Below are 26800 nucleotides of genomic sequence, written 5' to 3' on the forward strand. Positions count from 1 at the left end.
CCTGTGCGTTGGGTGTACCGATACGACGAACGGGTCAGGCCGCTTTCGACGCGTCCAGGAAATCCTGGGCGAACCGCTGCAGCACGCCGCCGGCCTCGTAGATGCTGACCTCTTCATCGGAGTCCAGGCGGCAGGTGACCGGCACCTGCACGGTCTCGCCGTCGCGACGGTGGATCACCAGCGTCAGCTCGGCGCGGGGCCTGCGTTCGCCGATGACGTCGAAGGTCTCGGTGCCGTCGATGCCGTAGGTCGTGCGGGTGTCGCCCGGCTTGAACTCCAGCGGCAGCACGCCCATGCCGATCAGGTTGGTGCGGTGGATGCGTTCGAAGCCCTCGGCCACGATGGCTTCCACGCCGGCCAGGCGCACGCCCTTCGCGGCCCAGTCGCGGGAACTGCCCTGTCCATAGTCCGCGCCGGCGATGATGATCAGCGGCTGCTTGCGCGCCATGTAGGTTTCGATGGCTTCCCACATCCGCGTCACCTGGCCATCGGGTTCGATGCGGGCCAGCGATCCCTTCTTCACCTCGCCCTCCACCACGGCCATTTCGTTGACCAGCTGCGGGTTGGCAAAGGTCGCGCGCTGCGCGGTGAGATGGTCGCCGCGATGCGTGGCGTAGGAATTGAAGTCCTCTTCCGGCAGGCCCATCTTGGTCAGGTACTCGCCTGCGGCGCTGGTGGCGAGGATCGCGTTCGACGGCGACAGGTGGTCGGTGGTGATGTTGTCGCCCAGCACCGCGAGGGGGCGCATGCCGCGCAGCGTACGCTCGCCGGCCAGGGCGCCTTCCCAGTAGGGCGGGCGGCGGATGTAGGTGCTCTGCGGGCGCCAGGCGTACAGGGGTTCGACCTTGCCGCCGTGTTCGACGCGCACGTTGAACATCGGCCCGTAGACCTTGCGGAACTGCTCGGGTTTCACGCTCGCCTTGACGATGGCGTCGATCTCCTCGTCGCTCGGCCAGATGTCCTTCAACGTCACCGGCTTCCCGTCTGCATCGACGCCCAGCGCATCCTTTTCGATGTCGAAGCGCACGGTGCCGGCGATGGCGTAGGCGATCACCAGCGGCGGTGACGCCAGGAAGGCCTGCTTGGCGTACGGGTGGATGCGGCCGTCGAAGTTGCGGTTGCCCGACAGCACGGCGGTGGCATACAGGTCGCGATCGACGATCTCCTGCTGGATCGCCGGATCCAGCGCGCCGCTCATGCCGTTGCAGGTGGTGCAGGCGAACGCGACGATGCCGAAGCCCAGCTGCTCAAGCTCCGGCAGCAGCCCGGCTTCTTCCAGGTACAGCTGCACGGCCTTCGAGCCCGGCGCCAGCGAGGTCTTCACCCACGGCTTGCGCACCAGCCCCCGGGCATTGGCATTGCGCGCCAGCAGCGCGGCGGCGATGACGTTGCGTGGGTTGCTGGTGTTGGTGCAGCTGGTGATGGCGGCGATGATCACCGCGCCGTCGGGCATCAGGCCTTCGGCTTCCTGGGCCTTGCCGGACGCAAGCTTGGCTTCGTCCGCGATGCCGCGTTCGGCCAGCGCGGACGTCGGCAGCCGCTTGTGCGGGTTCGACGGTCCGGCCATGTTGCGCACCACCGTCGACAGGTCGAAATGCAGGGTGCGTTCGTACTGCGCGGTCGCCAGCGCATCGGCCCACAGCCCGGTGGTCTTCGCGTAGTTCTCCACCAGCGCGACCTGCTCGTCACTGCGACCGGTCAGGCGCAGGTAATCCAGGGTCATGTCGTCGATGAAGAACATCGCCGCGGTTGCACCGTATTCCGGCGCCATGTTGGAAATCGTCGCGCGGTCGCCGACCGTCAGTGCTGCCGCGCCTTCGCCACGGAATTCCAGGTACGCGCCGACCACCTTCGACTGGCGCAGGAACTCGGTCAGCGCCAGCACGACATCCGTCGCGGTGATGCCGGGCTGCGGCCTGCCGCTGAGTTCCACGCCGATGATGTCGGGCAGGCGCATCCACGACGCGCGCCCCAGCATGACGTTCTCCGCCTCCAGGCCGCCGACGCCGATGGCGATGACGCCCAGCGCGTCCACATGCGGCGTGTGGCTGTCGGTACCCACGCAGGTATCCGGGAAGGCCACCCCATCCTGCACGTAGATCACCGGCGACATCTTCTCCAGGTTGATCTGATGCATGATGCCGTTGCCGGGCGGGATGACATCGACGTTCTTGAACGCATGCTTGGTCCACTCGATGAAGTGGAAGCGATCTTCGTTGCGGCGGTCCTCGATGGCGCGGTTCTTGGCGAACGCGTCCGGGTCGTAGCCACCGCATTCCACCGCCAGCGAGTGGTCGACGATCAGCTGCACCGGCACCACCGGGTTCACCTGCGCCGGATCGCCACCCATGTCGGCGATGGCGTCGCGCAGGCCGGCCAGGTCGACCAGCGCGGTCTGGCCAAGGATGTCGTGGCAGACCACGCGCGCGGGGAACCAGGGGAAATCCAGGTCGCGGCGGCGTTCGATCAACTGCTTGAGCGAATCGATCAACGTATCCGGATCGCAGCGCCGCACCAGGTTCTCGGCATGCACGCGCGCGGTGTAGGGCAGGCCATCCCAGGCGCCGGACTGGATCGATTCCACCGCGGCGCGCGCGTCGAAATAGTCGAGCGCGGTGCCCGGGAGCGGTTTGCGGAAGTTCGTATTCATGGCGTCTGCTGTGAAAGGCCTGCGCAACGGCCGCGATGCCGTGCAGTGCATTGCGTATGCTACCAATCCTGTACCGCCCGCGGTCTGCGACATTCGGACAACGGGGCGTTTCAGCGCCCGCTGGTCAGCGCAGGTTCCACTCCAGGCCCAGCAGGAAGGTCCGATCCGGGCCGGGTTCGTAGAAGCGGCCGTTGCCCTCGTTGACGATCACCGAGCCGATGTAGCGCTGGTCCAGTGCGTTGTCGATGCGGGCGAAGCCACGCAGGCCGCCATCGCGCAGCGTCCAGCGCCGCGACAGTTCCAGATGCAGCAGGGCGTAGCCCGGCGCCGAACCGGTGCCCAGGTCGTTGACGCTGACGTCGCCGACGGCGACGGCTTCGGCCGCCGCGCGCCACTGCGCCCACGGCCATTCCGCGCGGGCGAAGAACTGGTCGCGCGCCACGCCCGGTATCCGGGTGCCTGCGGCCACCGGCGTGTCCGGCGTCGCGCACCCCGTGCGCGCGCAGACCAGGAAGCCATCGCGGAACTCGGCCTGCAGGCGCGTGTAGGCGAGCTGCAGCTGCCCCTGCCCGCCCATCGTCGTCTGGAACATCGCCTCGACGCCCTGGCGGCGCGCGCGGCCGACATTGCGGAACGTGCTGCGGCCGCCCACATTGCTGGCCACGGCCAGTTCGTCATCCGTGTCGGCGCGGAACAGTGCCATCTCCAGCCGTGTGCCGGCATCCGTGCGCCACTTCAGGCCCGCTTCCACATTGCGGCTGACGGCGGGCTGCAGGTCCAGCGCCAGCCCGGCGCCGCCATCGGCGCGGTAGCCCAGCTCGTTGAAGGTCGGCGTCTCGAAACCGCGTCCCGCGGACAGGTAAAGACGCAGGTCGTCATCGGCATGGAACGTCACACCCGCCACCGGCGTCGTTTCGCCATACCGCATGCGACCGCTGTCGTCGGGATTGGCGGCGGTGACGTAGTGATCCTGCGAGCGGAAGCGCACGTCACTGCGGCGGGCGCCCGCCAGCAGCGACCAGCGCGGTGCAAGTTGCCACCAGGCCTGGACGTACTGGTCGACGTTCTCCACCCGGTTGCGCTCATCGCGCCGCAGCGCACCCCGCACGCCAAGCGCGCCGCCTGCATGGTTCTCGTAGCCCCGCCGGTGCTGGCGCAGGCGTGCGGTGTCCGCACCCATCGTCCACTCGGCGGGCCGTCCCGCCCACTCGCCCTGCCAGGCCCAGCGCAGGTCGGCGCCGGCGTATTCGTTGCCCAGGTCGATCACGCCACCGGAATTCAACGGATTGGCCTGCGCCGCCACGGGCAGCGCCAGGAACTGCTCCACCTCGCGCTCGCCGGCATGCGCCGACAGCGTGATGGCGTGCGCCGGTGCGGGTCGCCACGCATACACGGCGCCCACCTGGTCCTGGCCGACCGACTTGCGCGTGTTGAACTGCCGCGCCACCGAGACCGCCTGGCGCGGGTCCTCCGCCACCTGCACGCGCGTCAGGCCCAGCGGATCCTGTGCGTCCGGAATGTCCAGGTGGTTGAACACCAGCGTCAGCCCGTCGTCGCCACGGGTATCGATGTCGATGCGGGCGTTGGCCGACTCGCGCCGCGCGGCACTGTGTTCGCGATAACCGTGGGTATCGAACAGCGACGCCGCGATGTTGGCGCGCACCTTGCCCGCGGTGCCCAGCCAGCGCGCCGACGCGGCGTAGCTGTCGTGGCTGCCGGCGGTGACGCGTGCATCCCACTGCGGTGACGCGGTTCCCTCGGCGCTGATGATCTGCACCACGCCACCGGACGAGTTTCCGTACAGCGCGGAGAAAGGCCCGCGCATCACTTCGATGCGGTCGCCCGCGGCAAGGGTGAAGTGCGACAGCTGGCCCTGTCCGTCGGGCTGCGTGGCCGGGATGCCGTCGGCATACAGGCGCACGCCGCGCACGCCGAACGTCGAGCGCGCACCGAAGCCGCGGATCGACAGTTGCGTGTCCTGCGCGTAGTTCTGCCGTTCGCGCGCAAGCAGGCCGGGAATGCCGCCAAGCACCTCCGACGCCTGCACGCCCTGTCCGCTGCGGTCATCGCCCAGCGACACCGTCGTCACCGACGCCGGGGTGTCGAAGGCGCTGACGTTGCGCAGGCGCGTGGCGTCCACGACGACGCGGTCCAGCGTGATGGCTTCGCCATCGGGCGGTGTCTGCGCCGCGGCGGCCTGCCCCGTCAGCGCCAGCATCAGCATCGAAGCAAGGCGAACGCCCGCCATCAGTCGAACACCAGCGTGCCCTTCATCATGCTCCAGTGGCCAGGGAACGAGCAGAAATAGGTGTAGTTGCCCCCCTTGCGCAGGCGGGCCGTGGGGAATACCACGTCCACCGACTGGCCGCCGCCGATCACCGGCGTATGGGCGATCACGCGGGGATCGTTGCGTGGCAGGTAGGCGTCGGCCAGCTTCATGCGGCCACCGGCCAGTCCCACGTCACGATGATCGCGGCTCTCCGTCAGCACCCAGTTGTGCCCCATCGCCTGTGCCGGCATGCGGCCGACATGCTTCAGCGTCACCCGCAGCTGCACGCAGTCGCCCGGCACGCGGATGGTTTTCAGGTTGAACGTCATCAGGTCATCGGCTTCGATGGTGATGGCGCAGTTGCGGGCCAGTGCGGAGGAAGAAAGCGACAGCAGCGCGAGCAGCGCCAGGAGGACGGGAAGGCGTCGTGTCATCGGGGGGACATGCAGGACGTGGAGGCAGCCGTGATTCTAGAGCACGCACGCAACGCACGCCGTGCGGCGCGCGCGCAGGCGCCGGTCAGACGTCGCCGTCGGCCGCCCAGCCTTCACCGGTGCCGCGGGTGAACACCGTGTCCGCTTCGCGCACATCGCCTGCGGGAATCGCGTCCTGCGTGGCCAGCCGGGCATAGATCGGGGTGAAGTCCGGCGCGGTGGCGTTCATCAGCTGCTCGAAGCTGTCGATGACGAAGTAGGTCTTCTGGAACGTGTCGATGCGATAGCGCGTGCGCATGATCCGCTCCAGGTCGAAGCCGATGCGGTTGGGCGCGGCGGATTCCAGCGAGTACAGCGACTCGCCCTTCGACGACACGATGCCGGCGCCGTAGATGCGCAGGCCGTCCTTGGTCTTGATCAGGCCGAATTCCACCGTGTACCAGTACAGGCGCGTCAGGTACTGCAGCGCGTCGGCGTTGATGCCGTGCGCCTTCACGCCACCCTTGCCGTACGCCTCCATGTAGTCGGCGAACACCGGGTTCATCAGCAGCGGTACGTGGCCGAACAGGTCGTGGAACAGGTCCGGTTCGGCGATGTAGTCGATCTGGTCGGGCCGGCGGATCCACCACGTGACCGGGAAGCGGCGATGGGCCAGGTGGTCGAAGAATTCCAGTTCCGGCAACAGCCCTTCCACGCCGATCAGCTGCCAGCCCGTGGCATGGCGCAGCACCTCGTTCAATTCCTCGAAGCGGGGAATCCGGTCGGGGCTCATGCCCATCGCGTCCTGGGCCTGCAGGAACTCGTCGCAGGCGCGGCCCACCAGCAGCGCGCGCTGGCGCTCATAGAGCTTGCCCCAGGTGTCGTGATCCGCCGCCGGGTAATCGGCGGGCTGATCGACGACCGCGGTCGTGTAAACCGGCACATAGCCCTTGTCGGTCTGCTGGTGCTCGACGCGGCGCGGCTCGTTCATGGGCGACTCCCGACCTTGGCTGATGCCACGATGCTAGCGGCTCACCGACGCAACAGGGTTGCAAAGTTGCACGCATATCGCCGCTTGGCGCAATAATGTTGCGTCATAAAGCCGAAGCGAGCAGCAAATGGCCGAAATCGCCCCGCTCGACCGCACCGACCTGCGCCTGCTGGCCCTGCTGCAGCGCGAGGGGCGGGCCGCCAACACGGATATCGCCGCCCAGGTGAACCTGTCGCCGTCGGCCTGCCTGCGCCGCATCCAGCGGCTGGAAGCCGCCGGCGTGATCGCCGGCTATTCCGCCCGGGTCGAACCCAAGGCGGTGGGCCTGGGCCTGCAGGCCTTCGTGCGGGTGCAGCTGGAGAAACATGGCCAGACCAGCATCGACCACTTCGGCGACAGCGTGCAGGCGTGGGACGAAGTGGTGGCCTGCTATGCGCTGACCGGCGACATGGACTACCTGCTGCACGTGGTGGTGCAGGACCTGGAGCACTTCTCGCAGTTCCTGCTGGACAAGCTGCTCAATGCCAGCGGGGTGGCCGACGTCAATTCCAGTTTCGTGCTGCGCGCGGTGAAGACGTTCGGCGGCCTGCCGCTGCCGAAAGGCTGATCGTGGCCACCCGCGCAGGACGAGGACAGGATGTGGTCGCGTGCCGTGCTACAACGCGCTCCTTCTTGCCCCTCTCGCGCGCCATGATCAGACAGGTCGGTCCTACCCCCATCCAGCCGAAGCATCGGGCGAGCTGCCACTGCGGTGCCGTGGTGCTTGAACTGGACCTGCCGGATGGCATCGTCGACCCGCGCCGTTGCGACTGCTCGATGTGCCGTCGCCGTGGAGCGGTGGTGGCGTCGGTGCCGCTGTCGGGGATCACCCTTCTCGCCGGTCGCGACGTGCTGGGGCGCTATACGTTCAACACCCACACCGCGCAGCATTTCTTCTGCACGCGGTGCGGCATCTACACCCACCACCAGCGACGCTCCAACCCGCAGCAGTACGGCTACAACGTGGGCTGCCTGGAAGGCGTCAATCCGTTCGACCTGGGCGACGTGCCCACCCGCGACGGCGTGCATCACCCGGCAGACCGCGTGGCCTGATGTGGATGCCGCGCGCCGCCATCTGCTGGCGACCTTCGGCATGGCGGGTATCGCCGTCTTCCTGCCTGTCGCCGCCCAACCCGAGGAGAATCCCCGCATGTATGGACTGATTGGAAAAATGAGGGCCACGCCAGGCCAGCGCGACGCGTTGATTGCGATCCTGCTCGATGGCGTGGGCGGCATGCCGGGCTGCCTGAGCTACATCGTCGCGCAGGATCCCGCCGACGCCGACGCCATCTGGATCACCGAAGCCTGGACCGATGCCGCCAGCCACAAGGCGTCGCTGTCGTTGCCCGCCGTGCAGCAGGCCATCGCGAAAGCGCGCCCACTGATCGCCGGTTTCGACAGTCATGTCGAGACGGTGCCGGTGGGCGGGCATGGACTGCCGAAGGCGTGAAACGGGCAACGCGGGTCCTGTGGGAGCGACGTCAGTCGCGACGCGGAACCCGAACGAGCCCGCGGCTGTTGCCGTCAGTCACCGAGCTTAGCCGTCGCGACTGACGTCGCTCCCACCCGTTACTCCGACCGATGCTTTCGGCCTAGACTGCGTCATGGATGCTTTCGAATCTTCCTGGCAACGCGCATGGACCGGCATCGGTGCGGTGGGTGAGGGTGGTGCGCTGTTCGCGCAGCTGAAGGCCGCGTATGCCGAGCCCCAGCGCCACTACCACACGCAGCAGCACCTTGTTGAATGCCTGTCGGCGTTCGATGATGCGCGTGCGTTGGCGGAATACCCACACGAGGTCGAACTGGCCTTGTGGTTCCACGACGCCATCTACGACGTCAAGGGCCATGACAACGAGCAGCGCAGCGCCGACTGGGCGCGCACGGCATTGCTTGCGACCGGCGTCGATGTGGCCGCGGCCGACCGCGTGCATGCGCTGGTGATGGCCACGCGACATACCGCCGTGCCGTCGGGCCGCGACGAACAACTGCTGGTCGACATCGACCTGTCCATCCTCGGCGCGGAGCGCACGCGATTCGACGAGTACGAGCAGCAGATCCGCAAGGAATACGCGTACGTGCCGGGCTTCCTGTTCCGGCGCAAGCGACGCGAGATCCTGCGGGGCTTCCTGCAGCGTCCGCGCATCTACAGCACCGCCCGGTTCCACGACGCACTGGAAACACGCGCGCGCGACAACCTGCAGCGGGTGGCCGCATGAACCGCGCCGATGGGCTCGCGCTGGCGGGGCAGGGCGTGGGCGTGCTGGCCCTGGGGGCCTGGGCGGGGCATGCCGCCGCACCGATGATGGAAGGCAGTGCGGTCTACGGCGCCTGCCTCCTGCTGGCGGCGCTGGTGTGCGGGCACGCCGCCGCACGCACGCTGGCGGTGACGTTGCTGGCGCCGGTGGCCGCGGCGCAGCTGGTCCAGCGCATGCGTCAGCCGCAACCGGATCCGCGTGCACAGACACGTGGCGAGCGCTGGTTGGACCTGGGCCTGACCCTGGTGGCCGTGCTGGTGTTCATCGCGACCGCGCTGGTGGCAGGACTGATGATGTGGGCGTGGGGCGAGGGTGTTTCCCTGGTTGGCGCCTTGTTGCGTTTCGGTGCCGCGTCGGTCCTGCTGTCGCCGTTGATGCCGCGTACGCTGCGCGCGCTCGGTTGAACGCCCGTTACGGTGCCTTCACCGGCTGGCCGCTGGCGTCGCACTTCACGTCGCGGCCGAACAGGCGTCCCAGGCGCGAAGGCTCCTCCAGGCAGCGCGGGTCGGGCTTCGGCGGCGCATGTCGGGCCGCATGCGCGGCGTTGCGCGTGCGCTGCAGTTCGGCCAGCTTCGCCTTGATCTGCGGCATGGCGGCCAGCGCGGCGCGTTCGCCCTCGAGGATGGCGTTGTTCTTCTGCTCGAAATCGGCCGGCCCGATGTCGTTGACCTTCGGCCGGATGACGATGTCGGCGCGCGCGAGTTCCTGTTCGCCCAGGCGCTGGCCCATGATGCCGATGGACTGGTTGACGATGCCCAGCATGCTGCCCGGCTTGGTGCCCGGCGCCTTGGTGGAGATGTCCACGGCGATGACGAAATCCGCACCCAGCTGGCGTGCGGCATCCACCGGCACCGGGCTCACCACGCCGCCGTCCACGTAGCTCGCCTTGCCGATCACCACCGGTTCGAACACGCCGGGGATGCTGCTGGACGCACGCACCGCCTGGCCCGTGTTACCGCGCACGAACACCGTGCGCTCACCGGTTTCCAGTTGCGTGGCCACGGCGGCGAAGGGTTTAGCCAACTGCTGGATGTTGCGCTTGCCGACCAGGCCGTTGACGTAGTCCTGCAGCTTCAGCCCCTGCACCAGTCCACCGGAGAACAGCCGCACGTCGCGGATCTTCGCCTCGTCCAGCGCGAACGCCTGCTTCTGCATCTGGAAGGGGTCCATGCCGCTGGCGTACAGCGCGCCCACCACGCTGCCGGCGCTGGTGCCGGAGACCACCACCGGCTCGATGCCGTTGGCTTCCAGCATCTTGATGACGCCGATGTGCGCGAACCCCTTCGCCGCGCCGCCACCCAGCGCGATGCCGACCTTGGGCTTCGGCGCCGCCGGCACCGGCTTCACCACCGCGGCGGGCGGCGCGGGGCGCACGTTGTCGCCACCACAGGCGGCAAGGAACAGGGTACCGAGCAGAAGGGTGGGCAGGCGAAGGGGAGGGCGCATGGCGGTGCACGAAGCGGAAGTGGCGCGCAGGATAGCGCCCCTTGCCGCAACCGCGGCCAACGACGTCGATCGGTCAGCGCGACCGATCGTCTCCGGAGCGGCGTCGCGCACTGCCGGGTCCGACCCCTTCGACGCGCTTGAAGAACCGACGGAAGGCCGCCTCGCTGCTGTATCCGAGCATTTCGGCGATGGCGGCCACAGAGAATCGGCGGTTCTTCAGTAGCCGGCGCGCCTCGGTCGCCCGCCAGTGGGCCAGGTACTGGATAGGGGGCGAACCGACCGTGGCCGTGAACAGCTCGGCGAAGGCGGTGCGCGACATGCCGGCTTCCCGGGCCATCGACTGGATGGTCCAATCCGCCCCGGGCTGTGCGTGGATCGCGGAAAGCGCCCGCGACAGACGCGCATCGGTGAGGGCGGCGAGCAGGCCGCGGGGCTGCTCGGCTTGGCGCACGTATTCGCACACCGCCATGGTGAACAGTGAATCGGCCAGCTTGTTCTGCACCAGCTGGCGCCCCCAGCGACGTTCGCGGCTGGTCTCGGCCAGCATCTGCGCCAGTTGCCGGAAGCCGGCGCTGCTGTCCTGCCCGCGGATCACGAACCAGCGCGGCAGGGCGGCGAAGATCGGGTTGTGCGCGCCGGTGATGAATTCAAGTTCGCCGCACAGCATGCTGGTGTCGCCTGCGTCGGAGGTGTCGGCCAGATGAGGGTCCGGCGAAGACGAAAGGATATGCCGCACGCCCGCGGGAAACACGATCAGGTCGCCGCGCTCCAGCAATACAGGTTCATCGACGGCCTCGCCGCTGATCCAGCACCGGCCGTGCGTGACCAGGTGGAACTGGCCATGGTGTGTCGCCGGCTCGCTGTCGTACCAGGTGCCGCAGTAGCGCACATCGGCCGTGATCTCCACGCGCATGCGGTATGCCCCCAACACCGTCTCGAGCACGGCGTCGCGGTCATCGTCTTCGGCCAGGCCGAACGCAGGGGCGTGTGTTGCATCCATGCCGCCATCCTAGGCCACGGGGTGCACGCGGGCCATGACCGTGCGTCCGCCGTTCATGCGCAGGCGTCCGCCACAGCCCGTGCCCGGACGATGGGCTATATCGCCGGAACGCGGAGGAATAGTCGTTCGGCGCACGCAACGCTGGAATGGCAAGGCGTCCTGCGGTCTGTCGAAGACGCCTTCCCCAACCCCAAAGAGGTCTTGTCATGAACACCACCAAGCTTTCCGGTCTTTCCGTCGCGGTTGCCGCTGCCGCCCTGTTCCTCGGTGCACCGATGGCCCATGCTGCCGAGTCCGGATCGGCGAAGGTCGGCCATTGCGTCGGCGCCAATGCCTGCAAGGGACAGGGCGCGTGCAAGAGCGCGTCCAACGCGTGCAAGGGCCAGAACGCGTGCAAGGGCCACGGTTTCACCGAGTCCACCGCCGAGACCTGCAAGACGGCCGGCGGCAAGTTCGAAGCGCCCAAGCCGCAGAAGAAGGCGGCTGACGCGAAGAAAGCCAACAGCTGACACGCCACCGCGACGCGACGCCATGAGCACGTCCCTGCACGGCTTCGGCCTGGGTCTGCGCCCACAGCACTATGACGCGCTGCTGGCTGGCGACGCGCGCGTGGACTGGCTGGAGATCCTCAGCGAGAACTACCTGGTCGACGGTGGCCGGCCACTGTGGATGCTGGACCGCATGGCCGAACGCTGGCCGGTGGCGATGCATGGCGTCTCGCTCAACATCGGTGGCAGCGATCCACTGGATCGCGGGTACCTGTGCGCGCTGGGCCGCCTGGCCCGGCGCGTGCGGCCGAGGATCGTGTCCGATCACCTGTGCTGGACCCGCCATGGTGGCGTCCAGTTCCACGACCTGCTGCCGCTGCCGCAGAACGACGATACGGTGCGCCACGTCGCCGCACGCGTCCGCCAGGTGCAGGATGCCCTCGGCATGCCGCTGGTGCTGGAGAACGTGTCCAGCTACCTGCGTTTCGCCGACGACACGCTGGACGAGGCACAGTTCCTGTCCGCTGTCGTGGCCGAGAGCGGGTGCGGGCTGTTGCTGGATGTGAACAACATCTTCGTCAACGCGCACAACCATGGCTTCGATGCGGTCGCCTTCCTCGACCGCCTGCCGCGTAGCGCAGTCCGCCAGCTCCACCTGGCCGGGCACAGCGTGGACGTCCAAGGCAGTGGCCTGCTGATCGACACGCACGACGCGCCGGTGCCCGATGGCGTGTGGTCGCTGTACGCAGAGGCCGTGCGGCGGTTCGGTCCGATCCCGGCGATGATCGAGCGCGACGACCACATTCCACCGCTTGGCGACATGCTGGCGGAGCTGGACATCGCGCGCCGGGTCGCGGCGGAAGCGGAGCGCTTGAAGGAGGCCGCATGAAGGGCGCCGTGCCACTTCCCGCCCGGCAGCAGCGGTTTGCGCAGTGGTTGCTTCGTGGCGACGGGCGCGACGCTCCCGCGATCCGCGCGTTGGATGCACGCGACGGCACCACGCGGCTGCGCGTGTACGCCGACGGCTACCGCTGGCGGTTGGTCGAGGTGCTGGGCAACGACTACCCCGTGTTGCGTGCGTCGCTTGGTCCGGATCGTTTCGATGCGCTTGCGGCGCGCTACCTCGAAGCGTGTCCCTCGCGGCATCCTTCGGTCCGCCACGTGGGCGCACGCTTCCCGCGCTGGCTGGCGACGTACGCAGGCGAGGATCGTGCGCTGTCCGATCTGGCCCGCCTGGAGTGGCGGCAGGGCGAGGCATTCGATGCGGCCGACGCCTGCCCTTGCACGCTCGACGACCTGCTGACGGTGGCGCACGAACGATGGCCGCGGCTGCGCGTGACGCTGCACCCCGCCGTGCGTCGCCTAGGCCTGCGCAGCAATGCGGTTGTGCTGCTCGATGCGCATGCGCGGGGCATCCCGTTGCCGCGCCTGGCCGCGGAACCGGCAACGGCCTGGCTGCTGTGGCGGCATGACTTCGATGTGCACTGGCGGCGCCTGCCGCGCGACGAAGCGATGGCGCTGGCCGCCGTCGCGCGTGGCGACGTCTTCGCGGACTGGTGCGTGCGACTGCCGGGTACCTCGCCGGCGCTGCGTGCCGCCGGCCTGCTCAAACGCTGGTTGACGGACGGTCTGGTGACCGGTCTGTCGACTTCATGACATCCCGTAGGAGATTCCCATGCAATCCGCTCCCCTGCACGACCGCGTGCTCGCTTTCCTCAACCGCCATGGCTGGATCGGCCCGCTGCTGCTGCGGCTGGTGTTCGGATATTTCTGGCTGGAGACCGGCTGGGCCAAGTTGAACAACCTGGCGTTCTTCACCGAGCGCTTCATCGAATGGGGTATCCCGTGGCCGGCGCTCAGCGCCACGGTATGCGCCGGCACGGAATTCGTCGGCGGTGCGCTGATCATGCTCGGGCTGGCCACCCGCCTGACCATGCTGCCGATGATCTTCAACATGCTGGTGGCGCTGGCCGTCGTGGTCCTGCCCGGCATCTCCACGCTGGATGAATTCGTCGAGCTGGACGAAGTGCTGTACGTGGCCGTGTTCGTCTGGCTGCTGTTCGCCGGTCCGGGGCGCGCGAGCCTGGACCATCTGATCGCGCGCCGCGCCGGCACCGCAGCACTCGCTGCGGCCTGAGGGAGGTAGGCGGAACGCCATGCTTTCCGCCCCCCAGCTTAAAAGCTGTTGTCGCCGTCCAGGATGCGGCCCAGCCCGCCCAGCACCGAACCTTCGCCCCGGGCCTGCCCGCCGGCCTGCGGTGCGGCCTGCAGCATGCGGCCGGCCAGGCGCGAGAACGGCAGCGACTGCATCCACACCTTGCCCGGCCCGGTCAGCGTGGCGAGGAACACGCCCTCGCCGCCGAAGAACATGCTCTTGATGCCGCTGACCGGGCGCACGTCCATGTTGACGCTGGCGTGGTACGCCACCACGCAGCCGGTATCCACGTCGATGCGTTCGCCCGCCTGCAGCTCGCGCTCCACCACGGTGCCGCCGGCGTGCACGAACACCCAGCCGTCGCCTTCCAGCTTCTGCATGATGAAACCCTCGCCGCCGAACAGGCCGGTCAGGATCTTGCGTTGCAGGTGGATGCCGACGGTGACGCCCCGGGCGCCGGCCAGGAAGCTGTCCTTCTGGCAGATCAGGCGGCCGCCGTGGTCGTCCAGCTTCATCGCCAGCACGGTGCCGGGGTAGGGCGCCGCGAAGGCCACCTTGGCCTTGCCCTGGCCGGTATGCGTGTACAGCGTGGTGAACAGGCTCTCGCCGGTCAGCACGCGCTTGCCCGCCGAGAACAGCTTGTCCATGAAGCCGCCGCCTTGGCCGCTGTGCGAGCCGTCGCCGAACACCGTGTCCATCTGCACGCTGCTGTCCTTGAACATCAGCGCGCCGGCTTCGGCGATGGCGCTTTCGCCGGGGTCCAGCTCAACCTCGACGAACTGCATGTCGCCGCCGACGATGCGGAAGTCGATCTCGTCGGCGGCCTTGCGCCCACCGGCGCCCGGCAGGGGCGGCAGGTGGGGCGGCGGGGTGGCGCCGGCGGCCAGTTCGGGCAGGTCGCGCACCGGCTTCCATTCGCGCATGCCCTCGCGCCAGCCCAGGGCGCCGGGATTGCGCTGCGCGTAGGCGCGGGCGGCGTCTTCGTCCAGCGGACCGGTGCGGTCGGCGCTGCCGGGGAGATTGAAGAACCAGTGCGTCATGGGGGCCATCCTGAGGGCGGAAGAGGGCGCCGAGTCTAGCCCGGCGCCCTGCCCGGGCGTCATCTGCCCAAGGTCATCCCGGTGCTGGAACGTACGTCGCGAAGGCCGGAGGTATGGTGGACGCCGCCGCGCGGGCTGAATCGCCGTTACCTTCGTCGCGAACGGGACTTCCGGCCATTGCCCCGCCTGTTGCTGTAATGCAACATTCGCGTGCTAGCGCCGCCGCGCGCCCATCCCACCACCCATCCGGATAGCCACCGCCATGTCCCGAGTACGTCCTGCCGCCGCCAGGCCGCATCGCCTTGCCTTTGCCATCGCCGCGCTGCTGCCCTTCGGCACCGCCCTCGCCCAGGAAACCCCCGCCCCGGTCGCCACCGAAGCCTCCACGCTGGACACGGTGGAAGTCACGGCGCAGCGCAAGGTCGAGAACATCCAGGACGTGCCGGTCTCCATCAGCACCATCAACGGCGAGCAGCTCGGCGTGCTGGCCTCGGGCGGCACCGATATCCGCTTCCTGTCCGGCCGCGTGCCCAGCCTGAACATCGAGTCCTCGTTCGGCCGCGCGTTCCCGCGTTTCTACATCCGCGGCTACGGCAACACCGACTTCCGCCTCAACACCTCGCAGCCGGTCTCGCTGGTGTACGACGACGTGGTGCAGGAAAACCCGATCCTGAAGGGCTTCCCGCTGTTCGACCTGGAGCAGATCGAAGTGCTGCGCGGCCCGCAGGGCTCGCTGTTCGGCCGCAACACCCCGGCCGGCGTGGTGAAGTTCGAATCCGCCAAGCCCTCGCAGGAGACCAGCGGCTACGGCAAGGTCGGCGTGGGCAGCGACAACATGTGGAACGTGGAAGGCGCCGTCGGCGGTGCGCTCAGCGAGCGCTGGTCGGCACGCGCGTCGATGCTGTACCAGCGTCGCGAGGATTGGGTGGAGAACACCTATCCCGGCCCCAGCGACGGCTTCGAGGGCTATGACGAGTCCGCCGGCCGCGTGCAGTTCCTCTATGAAGGCGATGCCTTCGAAGCGCTGCTCAACGCGCACGCGCGCAAGTTGAACGGCACCGCGCGCCTGTTCCGCGCCAACATCATCGAGCCGGGCACCAACAACTTCGTCCCCGGCTTCGACGAGGACAAGGTCTCGCAGGACGGCCTGAACTACTCCGAGCTGGAATCGCAGGGCGCCAGCGCACGCCTGCGCTGGGAGCTGGGCGACTACACGCTGCACTCGATCACCGGCTACGAGAGCGTCGAGACGATCAACCGCGGCGACATCGACGGCGGCTACGGCGCGGTGTTCCTGCCCGATTCCGGCCCCGGCGTGATCCCGTTCGCGTCGGAAACCGCCGACGGCATCCCCGACCACTCGCAGTGGACCCAGGAGCTGCGCATCGAGTCGGCCTTCGACGGTCCGTGGAACTGGCAGGCCGGCGTCTTCTACTTCAAGGAAGACTACCGTGTCGAAAGCTTCAGCTACGACTCGCTCAACAACAGCGCGCAGGACGGCTACCAGCGCATCCGCCAGACCAACGACGCCTGGGCCGTGTTCGGCGCGGTGACCTGGCAGGCCACCGACAGGCTGGAACTGCGCGGCGGCCTGCGCTACACCGTCGACGAGAAGGAACTGACGGTCGAGGATTACTGGAACACCGGCTTCGCCCCCTGCGTGCTGGCCGGCAAGTGCACGCTGGCGCAGCTGACCGCGCTGGAGCCGGACGGCGACCTGTCGGCTTCGCCCGAAGACAAGAAGTTCAACTGGGACCTGGCCGCGACCTATGCGGTGAATGACGATGTGAACCTGTACGCGCGCGCCGCCACCGGCTTCCGTGGCAGCAGCATCCAGAGCGCGGGTGCGTTCAACGCCAAGTCGGTGGCGGGTCCCGAGACCGTCACCTCGTTCGAAACCGGCGTGAAGGCCGACCTGTGGGACAAGCGCGCGCGCCTCAGCGCGGGCGTCTTCTACTACCGCGTCAAGGATCAGCAGCTCACCGCTGTCGGCGGCGCCGCCAACGCCAACATCCTGCTCAATGCGGAAGAGTCGGTGGGCCAGGGTTTCGAACTGGACCTGCAGGCCTACGTGACCGACAACCTGCTGGTCACTCTGGGCAGCAGCTACAACGACACCGAGATCAAGGACGACGACCTGGCCGTCGCCGTCTGCGCCGCCTGCACCGTGACCGATCCGCGCAACGCCGGCGGCCTGGCGTTGATCGACGGCAACCGCCTGCCGCAGGCACCGGAGTGGGTGCACAACCTGACGGCGCGCTACGGTTTCGCCGTGGGTGAAGGCAGCGAGCTGTATGTCTACACCGACTGGGCATACCGCAGCGAGGTGAACTTCTTCCTGTACGACTCCGTCGAGTTCACCGGCAAGTCGTCGCTGGAAGGCGGCCTGCGCGTCGGCTACGGCTGGGGCTACGGTGACTACGAAGTGGCCCTGTTCGGACGCAACATCACCGACCAGCGTCGCATCGTGGGCGGCATCGACTTCAACAACCTGACCGGCTTCATCAACGAGCCGCGCACGGTGGGCGTGGAGTTCAGCGCGAAGTTCTGACGCACGACGCTCCTGTGGGAGCGACGTCAGTCGCGACAGGGGCAGACATCAGCCGGACAAAGAAAGGCAGGCCATGACGGCCTGCCTTTTCTTTTTCCCTCGATGCACCGGCATCCCGTCGCGACTTACGTCGCTCCCACAGGAACGATCATGAGGTGGGCGGCTCGCGTGGCGGGAAATGCAGCACCACGCCACGCTTCTCCTCTTCCGGCGAATCCGGGCGCACCCACAGCAGCGGCACTTCGCGCGGCGCGGGCAGTTCCAGTTCGTCGTCGCTGCGCGCGGCGGCTTCTTCCTCTTCGATTTCCCAGCTGTATTTCTTGCGCGGCAGCGCCGGGTCCAAGCGACGGAACAGGAAGGCGGCGACCAGGCCCGCCACCGCGCCCCCCATGTGCGCCTGCCAGGACACGCCGGGTTCGCGCGGCAGGACGGTCAGCACCATGCCGCCGTAGAACAGGAACGCGATCATGCCCGCGGCGATCGCGGCGCGGTCGCGTCGCAGCAGGCCCAGCATGAAGATCATGAACATCAGGCCGTGGGTGAGGCCGCTGGCACCCAGGTGGTGCGAGCCGGGTTCACCCAGCAACCACGGACCCAGGCCCGCGCCCAGCCACACCAGCGGAATGGCCCACAGCGTGGCGCGCGGATACACGCTGCCGGCCAGCGTGCCGAGGATCAGCAGCGCGGAGGCATTCGCGGCGATGTGTTCCAGCGAGCCGTGCAGCAGCGGTGCGGTCAGGATACCCAGCAGGCCTTCACCCGACAGGGGCGCGATGGTGAACGCGCGCACGTCGAAGCTGCCCTGCGCCGAATACACCATCGCCAGCAGCAGCACGAAAGCCAGGCTCAGGTTCAGCGCACGCAGCAGCCGCTTGCGGTCATGCCGCTGTTGGGTTTCCGGGTCGAACGCCGGATCGTCGGGGTGCAGGTCCATGGTCCAGTTCTGGCGACGGCCCGGACGAATGCAAGGCCGGGCCGGGATGGACAGACCATCCCGCACGCGGGATGGTCTGCCAGGACCCCGTCAGGCCGCGCTGTCGGCCTTCTGCGGGCGCGCCAGGCTCAGCGCCACCGTCACGCCCAGGATCGCCGCCACCGTGCCCAGCGCCCACGGCACCGGGATCTTGTAGACGTCGATCAGCAGCATCTTGGTACCGATGAAGCCCAGCACCACCGCCAGTCCGTACGGCAGCAGGTGGAAGCGGTCGGCCATGCCCGCCAGCAGGAAGAACATCGCGCGCAGGCCCAGCACCGCGAACACGTTCGAGGTCAACACGATGAACGGGTCCGAGGTGATCGCGAAGATCGCCGGGATGCTGTCCACCGCGAAGATCACGTCGGTCACGCCGATCAGCACCAGCACCACGAACAGCGGCGTGTACCAGCGCACGCCGTTCTCGCGCACGCTGAGCTTGTCGCCGCGGTAACCATCGGTCAGCTTCAGGTGGTTGCGCATCCAGCGCAGCGCGGGGTTCTTCTCCAGGTCCGGCTCCTTGCCGGCGGCGAACCACATCTTGATGCCGGTCAGCAGCAGGAATGCACCGAAGAAATAGAGCAGCCAGTGGAACTTCGCCAGCAGCGCCGCACCGGCGAAGATCAGGATGCTGCGCAGGACGATGGCGCCCAGGATGCCGATCACCAGCACGCGCTGGCGCTGCTCCTCGGGCACGGCGAAATACGTCATCACCATCAGGAAGACGAAGATGTTGTCGACCGCCAGCGCCTTCTCGACCAGGTAACCGGTCAGGAACTCCAGGCCCACGCGGTTGGCTTCGACCAGCCCCGCCGTCTCGTTGACGTACCACCACAGCGCGCCGTTGAAGACCATGGCCAGGGCCACCCAGCCCAGGCTCCACCACGTCGCTTCCTTGAACGTCACCTTGTGCGCGCCGCCATGGCGCATCAGCACCAGGTCGACGAGCAGCGCGATCACCACCAGGCCGCCGAAGCCGGCCCATAACCAGGGGTTGCCAATCGTTTCCATCGAGATTCCCGAAAAAAAGTGGAGGACGGCCGCGGGCGCGGACATCTCGGAACCGGGAAACGGGAATCCGGGGGTGCCTTCGCCTTCGCGGCGAAGGTCTCGCTCACAGCCCGGTGGGCTGCCGTGGGACCGGAGCACGGATGCTCGAAATGACGGCCTGCACGTTGGGAGCTACTCCCCTTCTGCGGCCGATTGTCCGGGGATGCCCGGCCCGGTCAACCGCACGGGTAAAATGGCGTTCATGAATACCCCCAACCCGACCGTACACCTGAAGAACGCCTGGCGTTCAAGCCACCCGTGGATCTTCCAGAAACTGGTCGAGAAACCGGCCACCAAGCCCAAGCCCGGCAGCATCGTCGAGGTGGTGGGCGTGGACGGCGAGTGGATCGGCCGCGGCTTCTACAACGGCCACTCGCGCATCGCCGTGCGCATCCTGGAAACGCATCCGGACATTCCGGTGGACGCGGGCTGGTTCTCGCGGAAGATCGCCGACGCCGTCGCGCTGCGCCGCGACGTGCTGAAACTGGATGCCGTCAGCGATGCCTGGCGCGTGGTGCACGCCGAGGGCGACGGCCTGTCCGGCCTGGTGGTGGACCGCTACGGCGACCTGATCGTGGTGGAGTTCTTCGCCGCCGGCATGTTCCGCCACCGCGAATGGATCTACGAGGCGCTGCGCGAGCAGTTCCCCGGCTGCCGCTTCCACAGCTTCGCCGACGAGCACGTGCAGAAGCAGGAAAGCTTCGACTTCCACGGCAACACCACGACCGAAGCCGAGGTCATCACCGAATACGGCGTGAAGTTCCGCGCCGATCCCGCCGGCGCGCACAAGACCGGCTTCTTCGCCGACCAGCGCGAGAACCGCGAGTGGCTGAGCCAGCAGGTGGAAGGCAAGACCGTGCTGGACCTGTGCTGCAACACCGGCGGTTTCGCGGTGTATGCCGCGGCACGCGGTGCGGCCGAGGTGGTCGGCGTGGACATCGACCAGGACGTCATCCAGATCGCCAAGGGCAACGCCAAGCTCAACAACGTGCGGCCGAAGTTCGTGCAGGCCGACATCTTCCCGTACCTGCGCGATGCTGCGAACCGCGGCGAGCAGTACGACGTGGTGATCCTGGACCCGGCCAAGATGACGCGCGACCGCGAGCAGGTGATCGCCGCGCTGAAGAAATACCTGGACATGAACAAGCTGGCCCTGGGCGTGGTGAAGCCCGGCGGTTTGTTCGCGACGTTCTCGTGCACCGGCCTGGTCAGCGAGGAACAATTCCTCGACATGCTGCGCCGCGCCGCGTATTTCTCCGGCCGCACCATCCAGATCCTCAAGGTCGCCGGCGCCGGCCCCGACCATCCCTTCATGGCGCACGTGCAGGAATCGCGCTACCTGAAGGCGGTGTTCTGCCGCGTGGTGGATTGAGGGTGCACCGCACGCATAGCCAGCGGATCGTCGCGGTCCTGCTGGCCGTGCTGTGCGCCGGCTGCGCCTCCACGCCCGACGCACCTTGGCAGTCGCTGGCCGATACCACGCAATGGCGCAATGTGGGTGCGTCCACGCTGGATGCGCGCTGGCAGGTACGCGACGGCGAACTCGCACTGACGTCTGCGGGCGGCGGTGACATCATCAGCGTCGGCACTTACGGCGACTTTGAACTGGAAGTGGAATGGCGCCTGCCGGCAGGCGGCAACAGCGGGCTGTTCTATCGCGCGCCTGATGCCCAACCGGTCTGGGCGCGGGCGGTCGAATACCAGCTGCTGGACGATCGTGAGGCCGAAGACCGCATCGTACCCAGCCATCGTGCCGGTGCGGTGTACGACCTTGTCGCACCTGCCCAAGACGTGTTGCGTCCGATCCAGGCCTACAACCACGCCCGCATCGTTGCCTGCGGTCCGCGCGTGGAGCACTGGCTCAATGGCGTGCGCGTCGCTGCATACGATGCGGAGAGCGAAGACTGGTCCCGGCGCGTGGCCGCCAGCAAGTTCGCCGGCCAGCCGGAATTCGCCAAGGCGCGGCGCGGGCATCTAGGCCTGCAGGATCATGGCAATGCGGTGTATCTGCGCAACATGCGGATCCGCGCGCTGGGCCGGGACTGCAAACCAGCTTCACTGTAGGAGCGACGTCAGTCGCGACCGCACGCCGACAGGGATCGATTGCGCCGGATGACGCATCCCGGCGCGCCACCGCTTTCTGATGATGTACCTGCTGTCGGGTCGTGCGGTCGCGACTGACGTCGCTCCTACAAAGAGCGAAAAAAAGGCGGGCCGAAGCCCGCCTTTTTCATGCGCCACGCAAGGCGCTCAGCCTTCCGGCGACAGCTCGATGCAGTCGAACTTCACGTCCGGGTCCGCGTCGGCGTCGTAATCCACGTCACTGCGCTCGAAGCCGAACAGCTTCAGGAACTCGTGCTTGTAGTTGGCGTAGTCGGTCAGCTGGAACAGGTTTTCCGTCGTCACCTGCGGCCACAGCGCCTTCGCGGCGGCCTGCACGTCCGCGCGGAGTTCCCAGTCATCCAGGCGCAGGCGGTTCTCGTCGTCGGTGGCGGGCGGCGCGCCGTCGGCGCGGTACATGCGGTCGCGGAACAGCCGGTCCAGCTGCTCGATGGTGCCCTCGTGCAGGCCCAGCTCCTTCATCACCTTGAACACGATGCTGATGTACAGCGGCATCACCGGGATGGCGGAACTGGCCTGCGTCACCACCGACTTGAGCACCGCCACATTCGCCGTGCCGCCGGTGGACTTCAGGCGCTGGTCCAGTCGCTGCGCGGTGTGGTCCAGGTCGACCTTGGCGCGGCCGAGCGCGCCATGCCAGTAGATCGGCCAGGTGATGTCGGTGCCGATGTAGCTGAAAGCGACCGTGCGCGCACCGTCGGCCAGCACGCCAGCCTTGTCCAGCGCATCGATCCACAGTTCCCAGTCCTGCCCGCCCATCACCGTGACGGTGTCTTCGATCTCCTGCTCGGTGGCCGGCTCGATCGTCGCCTGGGTGATCTGGTCCTTGTTGGTGTCGATGGCGGTGGACGTGTACGGCGCACCGATGGGCTTCAGCGCCGAGCGCTTCACTTCACCGGTGGTCGGCAGCCTGCGCACCGGCGACGCGAGCGAGTAGACCACCAGGTCGACCTGGCCACCCATTTCCGCCTTGATCAGCTCGATCACCTTGGCGCGCGCTTCGTCGGAGAACGCATCGCCGTTGATCGACTTGCTGTACAGGCCGGCTTCCTTCGCGAACCTGTCGAACGCGGCCGAGTTGTACCAGCCGGCCGTGCCGGGCTTCTTCTCGCTGCCGGGCTTCTCGAAGAACACGCCCAGCGTGTCCGCGGCGAAGCCGAACGCCGCGCTGATGCGCGCCGCCAGGCCGTAGCCGCTGGAGGCGCCGATCACCAGCACCTTCTTCGGTCCGTCGGTGCGCACGCCCTGTGCGCGGGTCGCGGCGATCTGGTCACGCACGTTGAGCTCGCAACCGAGCGGATGGGTGGTGGTGCAGATGAAGCCGCGGACTTTGGGATGGATGATCAACGTCGTAACCCGGGGGATGGTGTGCCTGCGCGGCATCTTAGTGCCGCAGGCGCCGGGAATGAAGCGCCGACACTGCACACGCAGGCGTATGGACGTAGCGTGCGCCGCGCGCACGACCACAGGATCCTCACTCAATCCAGGTCGTGCGCCCGGCGCACGCTACGCGATCAGGCGTCGCCGCCCTTCGCCAGCATGCTGTTGCGGCGGCTGTAGGCCAGGTAGACCACGATGCCGACCGCGTTCCACAGCAGGAACCACAGCTGCGTCCGCTGCGGCAGGCTCCAGAACAGGTACAGGCAGCCGAGGATCGCGACCGGGCCGACCACCCACGCCAGCGGCGTGCGGAACACGCGCTTGCGCTCCGGTTCGCGCGCGCGCAGCACCAGCAGGCACACGCCCACCGCGACGAAGGCCGCCAGCGTGCCGGCATTGGCGAGCGCGGCGATTTCGTCCAGGCGCGCCACGCCCGCCAGCGCCGCCACCAGCACCGCGGTGAACACGGTGATGGCCACCGGCGTGCCGGTGCGCGCATTGACCTTCGACAGGCTGCGCGGCAGCAGGCCGTCGCGCGACATGACGAAGAAGATGCGGCTCTGCCCGTAGAAGAACGCCAGCAGCACCGTCGGCAGCGCGATGATCGCCACCACGCCGATGACCAGCGCCGCCGTGCCGTGGCCCAGTTCGCGCATGATCAGCGCCAGCGGTTCGGCGCTCTGGCCGAAGACCGTGTAGCTCAGGGCGCCCACCGCGGCCACCGCCACCACCAGGTAGATCAGCGTGCAGCCCACCATCGAACCGATGATGCCGATGGACAGGTCACGGCCGGGATTCTTGGTTTCCTCGGCCGCGGTGGAGATGGCATCGAAGCCGTAGAACGCGAAGAAGATGATCGCCGCCGCCGCCATCACGCCGCGTTCGACGCCATCGGGCCCGATCGATTTCGGAAAGCCGTACGGCATGAAGGGCTGCAGGTTGTCCGCGTTGAACGCCGGTAGGGCGACCGCGATGAACACCGCCAGCGCGATCAGCTTGAGCACCACCAAGATCGCGTTGAGCGTGGCGCTCTCGCGCGTGCCGGCGATCAGCATGCCGGCGACCAGGAAGGTGATGACGATGGCGGGCAGGTTGATGACGCCACCGGCATGCGGGCCGGCCGACAGCGCCGCGGGCAGGGTGACGTTCCACCCGAAGTTCTGCTGCACCCACTCAAGGAAGCCGACGAAGTAGCCGGACCAGCCCACGGCCACCGTGCTGACGACCAGCGAGTACTCCAGGATCAGGCTCCAGCCGACGATCCACGCGATGGCTTCGCCCAGCACGCCGTAGCTGTAGGTGTAGGCGCTGCCGGCGGCAGGCATCATGGTGGAGAGCTCGGCGTAGGCCAGGGCCGCGCAGGCGCAGACCACGCCGGCCACGACGAACGACAGCAGGACCGCCGGGCCCGCCTTTTCCGCCCCCACGCCGATCAGCGTATAGATGCCCGTACCGACGATGGCCCCGATGCCCAGCGCCACCAGGTGCGGCCAGCTCAGCGTGGGCACCAGCCGGCGCCCTTCCTCGTGCTCGGTGATCCGGTCGATGGATTTGCGCCGTAGCCAGGTCATGGAAACTCCTCGTGTGCGTCAACGGGACTGCACGCCGGCGACAGGCCGGCGCAGGAAGGGGTGAGGGGGAGGGCCCGCGGCGCTTGCCCGCCCCGGGACCGCCAGCAGCCTAAGCGCGCACGGCACCGCTGGCAATCGGCGCTGCACCACGCCCGTTGCCGGATCAGAGATACGACGGTCGCGCGGGATCGAACACCAGCGGGTAGCGGTGCACGTCCAGCAGGTCCAGGAAGATGTCCAGGCCCTCGTCCGAACGCACCAGGTCATATTCGGCGTCCGAGAGCAGGTGCACGACCAGTGTCTCGATGCCGTGGCCGTCATGGGCCAGGTTGTCGAACAGGTGGCGGTCACCGGCGACCACCGGGGGCAGCAGCAGGAAGATGCTGAAGTCGGTGGACTCCAGCGGGGGCCGCGGTGCCGGCACGGTGTGGCCGTAGCCCAGCCAGCTGCCTTCGGCGAACGGCAGCTTGGCCAGCCAGCGCAGCTGCGCGAAGTAGTCCGGATGCAGGTCGCGCACGTACCAGATCAGTTCGCGCGCGGCGGATTCGTCGCCGTCGTAGCCGGCCGGCAGCGTCATCAGCCGGTCGCTCATGCCGCTGGTGACCAGCACGTAGCCCTCGTCATCGGGCGACGCAGTGTCGCAGGCTTCGATGAAGTTGCGGCCGAAGGCATGGATGTCCACGCGATGCGCCGCGTCGCGGTCGCGGTCGATCCGTTCGGGTTCGCCCAGTGCATCGCGCAGCGCATCGGCACGTGCCTGCGCAAGCGCGGGCAGCGGATCGGGCGCGGCGCCCATCCATGTCTTCAGTCGTTGCAGCATGCCGGCTTCCCCAAGCGGTCGTGCGCGCCGACTGTGCGCCGCGCCGCCAAGGGGGTCAAGCACGCCATGCCGGCACCGTGACGCGCCACCCGCTTGAACCGGGACGTTGCTCGCGCCGCGCGCGCGGCCATGCCGCCTCAGCCGGTGAGACCGCAGCCGCTACACTGTTCGCATGGAATCCCAGACCCTGCTCATCCTGTTGCTGATCCTGGTGGCCGTGGCCATCGTGCTGCTGGCGTTGCTGCTGCTGCGCCGCCCCGAGGCACGCATAGGCGCGCTGCTGGAGCGTGCGCTGCGCGAGGAACAGCGCGAGGGCCGCAGTGAACTCCGCGAACAGCTGGAAGGACTTTCCCGCGCGCAGGAAGTCCGTATCGACGGTTTCGGCCGCAACCTGGCCGACCTCGGCGTGCGCACCGACCAGCGACTGGACGTATTGCGTGACACGCTGACCGAAGACGCACGCAAGGGACGTCTGGAAGCCGGCGAATCGCAGCAGCGCTTCGCCGACGCGCTGGGCCTGCGCCTCAACGAACTCACCCAGCGCAACGAGCAGCGCATCGGCGAGATGCGTGCCACGCTGGAGGCGCGGCTGAAGGAACTGCAGGCCGACAACGCCGCCAGGCTGGAACAGATGCGGCAGACGGTGGATGAAAAGCTGCACGCCACGCTGGAAACCCGCCTGACCGAAAGCTTCGGCAACGTCACCCGGATGCTCGCCCAGGTGCACCAGGGGCTGGGCGACATGAACAAGCTGGCGGCCGATGTCGGCGGCCTGCAGCGCGTGCTGACCAACGTCAAGAGCCGGGGCGTGTTCGGCGAAGTGCAGCTGGCCGGGCTGCTGGAGCAGGTGTTCGCGCCTGACCAGTACGCCGGCAACGTGGCCACCGTGCCCGGCAGCAGCGAACGCGTCGAGTTCGCCGTGCGCTTCCCCGGTTCCACCGGCGATGCGGTGGTCTGGCTGCCGATCGACGCCAAGTTCCCGCGCGAGGACTACGAGCGCCTGCTGGATGCGCAGGAGCGGGTGGATGCCGATGCGGTGAAGCAGGCCGGCGACGCGCTGGAGCGCGCGGTGCGCAAGCAGGCGCAGGAGATCCGCAAGTACATCGCGGTGCCGCACACCACCGAGTTCGCCATCATGTTCCTGCCCACCGAAGGGCTGTATGCGGAAGTGCTGCGGCGCCCGGGGCTGTTCGAAGCGATCCAGCGCGACCAGCGGATCACCATCGCCGGGCCGACCACGCTGCTGGCGCTGCTGACCAGCCTGCAGGTGGGCTTCCGCACGGTGGCCATCGAGAAGCGGTCGGCCGAGGTCTGGAACATCCTGGCCAGCGCCAAGCGCGAGTTCGGCAAGTTCGGCGACGTGATGGACTCGGTGAAGACCAAGCTCGACCAGGCCAGCAAGCAGATCGACCAGACCGGCGTGCGCACGCGCGCCATCGAGCGCAGCCTGCGGGACGTCGAATCCCTGCCCAGCGCCGGCGAGCAGAAGCGGTTGGCGGACGACGAGGCCGAGTAGGCGCCGCGTAGCTGCCGCTGGCCACGCGACAACGCATCCTTCTCCGCGCAAACGGGGACAGGACATCCACCC

Annotated in this window: 25 protein-coding genes; 13 read left to right on the top strand and 12 right to left on the bottom strand. The window is 68.0% G+C overall.

The genetic code is table 11. The annotated features are described in order from the left end of the window. Positions 1-34: 34 nt before the first annotated feature. The 4 genes from acnD to phhA all read right to left on the bottom strand — a co-directional run bounded on the left by acnD (position 35) and on the right by phhA (position 6323). Positions 35-2650, bottom strand: coding sequence for a Fe/S-dependent 2-methylisocitrate dehydratase AcnD (gene acnD / locus OVA13_RS13795; RefSeq protein ID WP_267791041.1), 2616 nt, complete (start codon positions 2648-2650; stop codon positions 35-37). Between the two features lie 124 nt (positions 2651-2774). After that, positions 2775-4868 (bottom strand): TonB-dependent receptor domain-containing protein, encoded by a 2094-nt coding sequence (locus tag OVA13_RS13800; protein WP_267793537.1) that lies wholly within the window; start codon positions 4866-4868, stop codon positions 2775-2777. 29 nt (positions 4869-4897) lie between these two features. Continuing rightward, positions 4898-5353, bottom strand: a complete 456-nt coding sequence (azu, locus tag OVA13_RS13805; RefSeq protein WP_267791042.1) for an azurin — start codon at positions 5351-5353, stop codon at positions 4898-4900. 85 nt (positions 5354-5438) lie between these two features. Beyond that, positions 5439-6323: a phenylalanine 4-monooxygenase gene (gene phhA / locus OVA13_RS13810; RefSeq protein ID WP_267791043.1), complete on the bottom strand. Its 885-nt coding sequence runs from the start codon at positions 6321-6323 to the stop codon at positions 5439-5441. Between the two features lie 127 nt (positions 6324-6450). Here phhA and OVA13_RS13815 point away from each other — a divergent pair, with 127 nt between their 5' ends. The 5 genes from OVA13_RS13815 to OVA13_RS13835 all read left to right on the top strand — a co-directional run bounded on the left by OVA13_RS13815 (position 6451) and on the right by OVA13_RS13835 (position 9021). Then, positions 6451-6930, top strand: a complete 480-nt coding sequence (locus OVA13_RS13815) for an Lrp/AsnC family transcriptional regulator (RefSeq protein WP_267791044.1) — start codon at positions 6451-6453, stop codon at positions 6928-6930. 83 nt (positions 6931-7013) lie between these two features. After that, positions 7014-7415, top strand: a complete 402-nt coding sequence (locus OVA13_RS13820; RefSeq protein ID WP_267791045.1) for a GFA family protein — start codon at positions 7014-7016, stop codon at positions 7413-7415. A gap of 1 nt (position 7416) precedes the next feature. Then, on the top strand, positions 7417-7812 hold the full coding sequence (locus OVA13_RS13825; RefSeq protein WP_267791046.1) for a putative quinol monooxygenase: 396 nt from the start codon (positions 7417-7419) through the stop codon (positions 7810-7812). 154 nt (positions 7813-7966) lie between these two features. After that, positions 7967-8578, top strand: coding sequence for an HD domain-containing protein (locus OVA13_RS13830; RefSeq protein WP_267791047.1), 612 nt, complete (start codon positions 7967-7969; stop codon positions 8576-8578). Continuing rightward, a complete protein-coding gene (locus tag OVA13_RS13835) occupies positions 8575-9021 on the top strand; it encodes a hypothetical protein (RefSeq protein ID WP_267791048.1) in 447 nt (148 codons plus the stop codon). The genes OVA13_RS13830 and OVA13_RS13835 overlap by 4 nt, the downstream gene beginning before the upstream one ends. 7 nt (positions 9022-9028) lie before the next feature. Here OVA13_RS13835 and OVA13_RS13840 read toward each other — a convergent pair whose 3' ends face one another. After that, a complete protein-coding gene (locus OVA13_RS13840) occupies positions 9029-10063 on the bottom strand; it encodes a patatin-like phospholipase family protein (RefSeq protein ID WP_267791049.1) in 1035 nt (344 codons plus the stop codon). A gap of 73 nt (positions 10064-10136) precedes the next feature. Continuing rightward, on the bottom strand, positions 10137-11063 hold the full coding sequence (locus OVA13_RS13845; RefSeq protein ID WP_267791050.1) for an AraC family transcriptional regulator: 927 nt from the start codon (positions 11061-11063) through the stop codon (positions 10137-10139). 206 nt (positions 11064-11269) lie between these two features. Between OVA13_RS13845 and OVA13_RS13850 the strand changes: the two genes are divergently transcribed. From OVA13_RS13850 to OVA13_RS13865, 4 genes are read left to right on the top strand one after another with little or no spacing between them, the layout of a single operon-like run. After that, entirely contained in the window at positions 11270-11572 is a 303-nt protein-coding gene (locus tag OVA13_RS13850; RefSeq protein ID WP_267791051.1) for a BufA2 family periplasmic bufferin-type metallophore, read from the top strand. Between the two features lie 22 nt (positions 11573-11594). After that, complete coding sequence (locus OVA13_RS13855; RefSeq protein WP_267791052.1) at positions 11595-12440, top strand: MNIO family bufferin maturase; 846 nt, start codon at positions 11595-11597, stop codon at positions 12438-12440. Further along, the gene (locus OVA13_RS13860; protein ID WP_267791053.1) at positions 12437-13207 is read left to right on the top strand and encodes an HvfC/BufC N-terminal domain-containing protein; all 771 of its coding nucleotides are present in this window, start codon (positions 12437-12439) and stop codon (positions 13205-13207) included. Before OVA13_RS13855 ends, OVA13_RS13860 begins: the two co-directional genes overlap by 4 nt. Positions 13208-13226: 19 nt before the next feature. Beyond that, positions 13227-13688, top strand: a complete 462-nt coding sequence (locus OVA13_RS13865) for a DoxX family protein (protein ID WP_267791054.1) — start codon at positions 13227-13229, stop codon at positions 13686-13688. Between the two features lie 38 nt (positions 13689-13726). Here the strand turns inward: OVA13_RS13865 and OVA13_RS13870 are convergent, their stop codons facing one another. Further along, positions 13727-14746, bottom strand: a complete 1020-nt coding sequence (locus OVA13_RS13870) for a TIGR00266 family protein (protein ID WP_267791055.1) — start codon at positions 14744-14746, stop codon at positions 13727-13729. Positions 14747-15008: 262 nt separating this feature from the next. Between OVA13_RS13870 and OVA13_RS13875 the strand changes: the two genes are divergently transcribed. Further along, positions 15009-17297, top strand: coding sequence for a TonB-dependent receptor (locus OVA13_RS13875; RefSeq protein ID WP_267791056.1), 2289 nt, complete (start codon positions 15009-15011; stop codon positions 17295-17297). A 148-nt stretch (positions 17298-17445) separates the two neighbouring features. Here the strand turns inward: OVA13_RS13875 and OVA13_RS13880 are convergent, their stop codons facing one another. Next, positions 17446-18231, bottom strand: coding sequence for a rhomboid family intramembrane serine protease (locus OVA13_RS13880; protein ID WP_267791057.1), 786 nt, complete (start codon positions 18229-18231; stop codon positions 17446-17448). 90 nt (positions 18232-18321) lie between these two features. Further along, positions 18322-19281: a TerC family protein gene (locus OVA13_RS13885; RefSeq protein WP_267791058.1), complete on the bottom strand. Its 960-nt coding sequence runs from the start codon at positions 19279-19281 to the stop codon at positions 18322-18324. A gap of 241 nt (positions 19282-19522) precedes the next feature. On the opposite strand from OVA13_RS13885, the gene OVA13_RS13890 reads away from it, so the two are divergent. Together OVA13_RS13890 and OVA13_RS13895 are read left to right on the top strand one after the other, a co-directional pair. Beyond that, on the top strand, positions 19523-20692 hold the full coding sequence (locus tag OVA13_RS13890) for a class I SAM-dependent rRNA methyltransferase (RefSeq protein ID WP_267791059.1): 1170 nt from the start codon (positions 19523-19525) through the stop codon (positions 20690-20692). Positions 20693-20694: 2 nt separating this feature from the next. Next, positions 20695-21384: a 3-keto-disaccharide hydrolase gene (locus OVA13_RS13895; protein ID WP_267791060.1), complete on the top strand. Its 690-nt coding sequence runs from the start codon at positions 20695-20697 to the stop codon at positions 21382-21384. A gap of 186 nt (positions 21385-21570) precedes the next feature. Here the strand turns inward: OVA13_RS13895 and fabV are convergent, their stop codons facing one another. From fabV to OVA13_RS13910, 3 genes are all read right to left on the bottom strand, one after another. After that, positions 21571-22788: an enoyl-ACP reductase FabV gene (fabV, locus tag OVA13_RS13900; protein WP_267791061.1), complete on the bottom strand. Its 1218-nt coding sequence runs from the start codon at positions 22786-22788 to the stop codon at positions 21571-21573. A 167-nt stretch (positions 22789-22955) separates the two neighbouring features. Beyond that, positions 22956-24392 (bottom strand): amino acid permease, encoded by a 1437-nt coding sequence (locus tag OVA13_RS13905; protein WP_267791062.1) that lies wholly within the window; start codon positions 24390-24392, stop codon positions 22956-22958. Positions 24393-24555: 163 nt separating this feature from the next. Further along, positions 24556-25212, bottom strand: coding sequence for a suppressor of fused domain protein (locus OVA13_RS13910; RefSeq protein WP_267791063.1), 657 nt, complete (start codon positions 25210-25212; stop codon positions 24556-24558). Between the two features lie 172 nt (positions 25213-25384). On the opposite strand from OVA13_RS13910, the gene rmuC reads away from it, so the two are divergent. Further along, complete coding sequence (gene rmuC / locus OVA13_RS13915) at positions 25385-26728, top strand: DNA recombination protein RmuC (RefSeq protein WP_267791064.1); 1344 nt, start codon at positions 25385-25387, stop codon at positions 26726-26728. The last annotated feature ends 72 nt before the right edge of the window (positions 26729-26800 follow it).

The organism is Pseudoxanthomonas sp. SL93 (assembly GCF_026625825.1).
Lineage (GTDB): Bacteria > Pseudomonadota > Gammaproteobacteria > Xanthomonadales > Xanthomonadaceae > Pseudoxanthomonas_A.

Bases quoted from the DNA above. Each gene is read 5' to 3' on its own strand.
- OVA13_RS13840 (WP_267791049.1), bottom strand. From the start codon at position 10,063: ATGCGCCCTCCCCTTCGCCTGCCCACCCTTCTGCTCGGTACCCTGTTC.
- OVA13_RS13815 (WP_267791044.1), top strand. From the start codon at position 6,451: ATGGCCGAAATCGCCCCGCTCGACCGCACCGACCTGCGCCTGCTGGCC.
- OVA13_RS13875 (WP_267791056.1), top strand. From the start codon at position 15,009: ATGTCCCGAGTACGTCCTGCCGCCGCCAGGCCGCATCGCCTTGCCTTT.
- OVA13_RS13800 (WP_267793537.1), bottom strand. From the start codon at position 4,868: ATGCTGGCGCTGACGGGGCAGGCCGCCGCGGCGCAGACACCGCCCGAT.
- OVA13_RS13880 (WP_267791057.1), bottom strand. From the start codon at position 18,231: ATGGACCTGCACCCCGACGATCCGGCGTTCGACCCGGAAACCCAACAG.
- OVA13_RS13820 (WP_267791045.1), top strand. From the start codon at position 7,014: ATGATCAGACAGGTCGGTCCTACCCCCATCCAGCCGAAGCATCGGGCG.
- OVA13_RS13870 (WP_267791055.1), bottom strand. From the start codon at position 14,746: ATGACGCACTGGTTCTTCAATCTCCCCGGCAGCGCCGACCGCACCGGT.
- OVA13_RS13890 (WP_267791059.1), top strand. From the start codon at position 19,523: ATGAATACCCCCAACCCGACCGTACACCTGAAGAACGCCTGGCGTTCA.
- OVA13_RS13855 (WP_267791052.1), top strand. From the start codon at position 11,595: ATGAGCACGTCCCTGCACGGCTTCGGCCTGGGTCTGCGCCCACAGCAC.
- azu (WP_267791042.1), bottom strand. From the start codon at position 5,353: ATGACACGACGCCTTCCCGTCCTCCTGGCGCTGCTCGCGCTGCTGTCG.
- acnD (WP_267791041.1), bottom strand. From the start codon at position 2,650: ATGAATACGAACTTCCGCAAACCGCTCCCGGGCACCGCGCTCGACTAT.
- OVA13_RS13850 (WP_267791051.1), top strand. From the start codon at position 11,270: ATGAACACCACCAAGCTTTCCGGTCTTTCCGTCGCGGTTGCCGCTGCC.
- OVA13_RS13905 (WP_267791062.1), bottom strand. From the start codon at position 24,392: ATGACCTGGCTACGGCGCAAATCCATCGACCGGATCACCGAGCACGAG.
- OVA13_RS13845 (WP_267791050.1), bottom strand. From the start codon at position 11,063: ATGGATGCAACACACGCCCCTGCGTTCGGCCTGGCCGAAGACGATGAC.
- rmuC (WP_267791064.1), top strand. From the start codon at position 25,385: ATGGAATCCCAGACCCTGCTCATCCTGTTGCTGATCCTGGTGGCCGTG.
- OVA13_RS13865 (WP_267791054.1), top strand. From the start codon at position 13,227: ATGCAATCCGCTCCCCTGCACGACCGCGTGCTCGCTTTCCTCAACCGC.
- OVA13_RS13835 (WP_267791048.1), top strand. From the start codon at position 8,575: ATGAACCGCGCCGATGGGCTCGCGCTGGCGGGGCAGGGCGTGGGCGTG.
- OVA13_RS13910 (WP_267791063.1), bottom strand. From the start codon at position 25,212: ATGCTGCAACGACTGAAGACATGGATGGGCGCCGCGCCCGATCCGCTG.
- phhA (WP_267791043.1), bottom strand. From the start codon at position 6,323: ATGAACGAGCCGCGCCGCGTCGAGCACCAGCAGACCGACAAGGGCTAT.
- OVA13_RS13830 (WP_267791047.1), top strand. From the start codon at position 7,967: ATGGATGCTTTCGAATCTTCCTGGCAACGCGCATGGACCGGCATCGGT.
- OVA13_RS13860 (WP_267791053.1), top strand. From the start codon at position 12,437: ATGAAGGGCGCCGTGCCACTTCCCGCCCGGCAGCAGCGGTTTGCGCAG.
- OVA13_RS13885 (WP_267791058.1), bottom strand. From the start codon at position 19,281: ATGGAAACGATTGGCAACCCCTGGTTATGGGCCGGCTTCGGCGGCCTG.